Raw genomic sequence first — 4,086 nt, forward strand, 5'->3', positions numbered from 1 at the left:
CTACCCTAAAAAATGCTTGGACTACAAGTCGCCGAGTGAATTTCTTTTGGATGGCTAAGTTCAACTTGAAATTTGGGGAGAGAAGAAAGTAATAAATATGAACTTTTTTTCAAAAAAGTGTTGACAAGGGTATTACCCCGTGATATACTTATCTAGTGTTCAGCGGGGATGGCGGAATTGGCAGACGCGCAGGATTAAGGATCCTGTGACCGCTTTAGGTCGTGAGGGTTCAAGTCCCTCTCTCCGCATAGGACTTTCAGACTGGTTTAACCAGTCTTTTTTTGTGCCTGAAAGTTATGTGAAAATTTTCTCATACGGATACAGTTTCAGCTAGCATTTTTTTGAGAATCGTGTTAAAATAAGAGGGTATGGGGGACGACTCCCAAAAAATATTAGGAGGCTCTTAGAATGCCATTAGTTTCAGCAGAAAAATTTGTCCAAGCAGCGCGTGACAACGGTTATGCAGTTGGTGGATTTAACACAAACAACCTTGAGTGGACTCAAGCTATCTTGCGTGCAGCAGAAGCAAAACAAGCTCCAGTTCTTATCCAAACTTCTATGGGTGCAGCTAAGTACATGGGTGGTTACAAAGTAGCTCGCAACTTGATCGCAAACTTGATCGAGTCAATGAACATCACAGTTCCAGTTGCTATTCACCTTGACCACGGTCACTACGAAGATGCACTTGAGTGTATCGAAGTTGGTTACACTTCTATCATGTTTGACGGTTCACACCTTCCAGTAGAAGAAAACCTTGCAAAAGCAAAAGAAGTTGTAGAATTGGCTCACGCTAAAGGTATCTCAGTTGAGGCTGAAGTTGGTACTATCGGTGGTGAAGAAGACGGTATCGTTGGTACTGGTGAATTGGCTCCAATCGAAGATGCAGTAGCAATGGTTGCAACTGGTATTGACTTCTTGGCAGCTGGTATCGGTAACATCCACGGTCCATACCCAGAAAACTGGGAAGGTCTTGACCTTGACCACTTGCGCAAATTGACAGAGGCTGTACCAGGTTTCCCAATTGTATTGCACGGTGGTTCTGGTATTCCAGATGCACAAATCCAAGAAGCAATCAAATTGGGTGTTGCGAAAGTTAACGTTAACACTGAGTGCCAAATCGCATTTGCAAACGCAACTCGTAAATTTGCAGCAGCTTATGAAGCAAACGAAGCAGAATACGACAAGAAAAAACTCTTTGACCCACGTAAATTCTTGGCTGACGGCGTAAAAGCTATCCAAGCATCTGTTGAAGAGCGAATCGACGTATTTGGTTCAGCGAACAAAGCTTAATAATGCTGCGAAAAAATCTCTGATTTTGAGCAAAGAAAGCGTAACAAAAAAGGATTTTCGATTGAAAATTCTTTTTTGTTGTTATTTTGGGAATAGAAACCTAGTAATTTCGAATGAACCAAGGGGGGGTCAATAAATGGCATGTGGACTAGAGGAGAAGTAATAATGGTGTACTTTCAATGTTTAACGGAGGTTGGGCAAGAAGAGTGAAAAAAGAAAAAATATTCCTTGCCAACTTCATTCTTTTCTGTTAGAATAGTATGGTATGTGGTGCTAGCACATCCGATATATTTGATCAAATGAGGAGGAAGATACAATGGCTAAAGTATGTTATTTCACTGGTCGTAAGACTGTATCAGGTAACAACCGTTCACACGCAATGAACCAAACTAAACGCGCAGTTAAACCAAACCTTCAAAAAGTTACTGTTTTGATTGACGGTAAACCTAAAAAAGTTTGGGCTTCAGCTCGTGCCCTTAAATCAGGTAAAGTAGAACGCGTTTAAGAAATGACCCTTTTGGGTTATTTTTTTTGCCAAAGAAACCTAGTCTTCCGTCTGCTGTCACAAGCTTGTTTTTTACAGAATGGCGAAAGTATGGTAAAATGGAGTGATAAAACTATTTGAGGTAAAGTAATATGACTGTTAAAATCAATACAAAAGACGGCCAAATTGAATTGACTGACGACGTGATTGCCACAGTTGTCGGTGGAGCTACGACCGAGATTTTTGGTGTGGTCGGCATGGCTAGCAAATCCGCCATCAAAGACAATTTCCAGGCTCTTTTGAGAAAGGAAAACTATGCCAAGGGCGTTGTCATAAAGACCTTGGAAGATGGTCGTATTGCAGTTGATGTCTACACTGTTATGAGTTACGGTGTAAAAATCAGTGAAGTATCTCGCAATATCCAAGAACGTGTCAAGTTCAACTTGGAAAATCAACTGGGTATCTCTGTGGATGCCGTTAATGTTTTCATCCAAAATATTAAAGTCGTAGGAGAATAATTGTGTCTAAAATTACTACTAGTTTATTTCAAGAAATGGTGCAGGCAGCATCAACTCGTCTGAATAAACAAGCTGAATACGTCAACTCACTTAATGTTTTCCCTGTTCCAGATGGGGATACTGGTACCAATATGGGTATGACCATTACCAATGGAGCCAAAGAAGTGGCGGATAAGCCAGCAAATACAGTTGGTGAAGTCGCTCAAATCTTATCAAAAGGTTTACTCATGGGTGCTCGCGGAAACTCTGGTGTGATTACGTCACAATTGTTCCGTGGTTTTGGCCAGTCTGTTAAAGGCAAGGTTGAATTAGGTGGTAAGGATTTGGCACAGGCCTTCCAACATGGTGTAGAGGTGGCTTATAAGGCCGTTATGAAGCCAGTTGAGGGGACCATTTTAACCGTTTCTCGTGGTGCAGCGACGGCTGCTCTAAAAAAAGCAGAAGAAACAGATGATGCCATTGAAGTCATGCGTGCAACTCTTGAAGGTGCCAACCGTGCCCTCAAGAAAACACCTGATATGCTTCCAGTCTTGAAAGAAGTTGGGGTTGTTGACTCTGGTGGTCAAGGTCTTGTTTATATCTACGAAGGTTTCTTGTCAGCTTTGACGGGTGAATACATTGCTTCTGAGGATTTTGAAGCAACTCCAGCAGTCATGACAGAAATGATTAATGCAGAACACCACAAGTCAGTTGCTGGTCATGTAGCGACTGAGGACATTACCTTTGGTTACTGTACGGAAATCATGGTTGCCCTTCGCCAAGGTCCTACCTATGTGAAAGACTTTGATTATGAAGAATTCCGTAACTACCTCAACGACCTAGGAGATTCACTCCTTGTAGTCAATGATGATGAAATTGTAAAAGTTCACGTCCATACAGAAGATCCAGGCTTGGTTATGCAAGCAGGTCTCCAATATGGTAGCTTAGTCAAGGTAAAAGTAGACAATATGCGTGAACAACATGAAGCGCAAGTTGAAAAAGAAGAAGCCTACCAAAAACCAGCTGAGCAAAAAGAATACGGCATTATCGCTGTTGCAGCTGGAGAAGGATTGACAGAGATCTTCAAATCACAAGGCGTTGATTATGTGATTTCAGGTGGTCAGACCATGAACCCTTCAACAGAGGATTTTGTCAATGCTATTGAATTGGTCAATGCTCGCAATGTCATCTTGTTGCCAAACAACAAGAACATCTTGATGGCGGCTCAGACTGCAGCAGAAGTTGCTGAAGTGGCGGTTAAGGTGGTAGAAACCAAGACTCTACCACAAGGCTTCACTAGCTTGCTTGCCTTTGATCCAAGTCGTGATTTGGAAAGTAACTTTAAAGCGATGACGGCATCACTTGCAGAAGTGAAAAGTGGTAGCGTGACAACTGCAGTCCGTGACACAACTATCGATGGTCTGGAAATTCATGAAAATGATAACTTGGGTATGGTTGATGGCAAGATTGTGGTTTCTAATCCAGATATGATGGAGACGCTTGTTGCTACCTTTGATAAAATGTTGGATGAAGATAGTGAAATCGTGACTATTTATATTGGTGAGGATGGTGACGAGGATACAGCACAAGCCCTTGCTGACCAATTGGAAGAGAAATTTGAAGATGTCGAGGTTGAAATCCATCAAGGAAACCAACCAGTCTATCCATATCTATTTAGTGTAGAATAATCCATGAGAAGAGCAGTCTGACTGTTCTTTTCTTGTGTATTTTGTGGATGTTTGTACCTTTGTCAATGATGTGAGACCAAAAAGGTGATTTTGAAGTTATCCATTTGTTAAGCTTTACTAGGAGCTA

4 protein-coding genes and 1 tRNA gene are annotated in these 4,086 nt (G+C 41.6%); all 5 read left to right on the forward strand.

Translation table 11 applies throughout. The features are described from left to right. Positions 1-162: 162 nt before the first annotated feature. The 5 genes from ACHBIF_RS11270 to ACHBIF_RS11290 all read left to right on the forward strand — a co-directional run bounded on the left by ACHBIF_RS11270 (position 163) and on the right by ACHBIF_RS11290 (position 3,959). Positions 163-248: transfer RNA gene (locus ACHBIF_RS11270), tRNA-Leu, on the forward strand. Positions 249-408: 160 nt separating this feature from the next. Continuing rightward, a complete protein-coding gene (locus tag ACHBIF_RS11275) occupies positions 409-1,290 on the forward strand; it encodes a class II fructose-bisphosphate aldolase (protein ID WP_105111306.1) in 882 nt (293 codons plus the stop codon). Between the two features lie 316 nt (positions 1,291-1,606). Continuing rightward, positions 1,607-1,795, forward strand: a complete 189-nt coding sequence (gene rpmB, locus ACHBIF_RS11280) for a 50S ribosomal protein L28 (RefSeq protein WP_001140948.1) — start codon at positions 1,607-1,609, stop codon at positions 1,793-1,795. A 131-nt stretch (positions 1,796-1,926) separates the two neighbouring features. Next, entirely contained in the window at positions 1,927-2,292 is a 366-nt protein-coding gene (locus ACHBIF_RS11285) for an Asp23/Gls24 family envelope stress response protein (RefSeq protein ID WP_105111305.1), read from the forward strand. Positions 2,293-2,294: 2 nt separating this feature from the next. After that, a complete protein-coding gene (locus ACHBIF_RS11290) occupies positions 2,295-3,959 on the forward strand; it encodes a DAK2 domain-containing protein (RefSeq protein ID WP_394720752.1) in 1,665 nt (554 codons plus the stop codon). The last annotated feature ends 127 nt before the right edge of the window (positions 3,960-4,086 follow it).

The sequence above is a fragment of the Streptococcus sp. A11 genome, assembly GCF_043674225.1.
Lineage (GTDB): Bacteria > Bacillota > Bacilli > Lactobacillales > Streptococcaceae > Streptococcus > Streptococcus suis_V.

Bases quoted from the DNA above. Each gene is read 5' to 3' on its own strand.
- ACHBIF_RS11275 (WP_105111306.1), top strand. From the start codon at position 409: ATGCCATTAGTTTCAGCAGAAAAATTTGTCCAAGCAGCGCGTGACAAC.
- rpmB (WP_001140948.1), top strand. From the start codon at position 1,607: ATGGCTAAAGTATGTTATTTCACTGGTCGTAAGACTGTATCAGGTAAC.
- ACHBIF_RS11285 (WP_105111305.1), top strand. From the start codon at position 1,927: ATGACTGTTAAAATCAATACAAAAGACGGCCAAATTGAATTGACTGAC.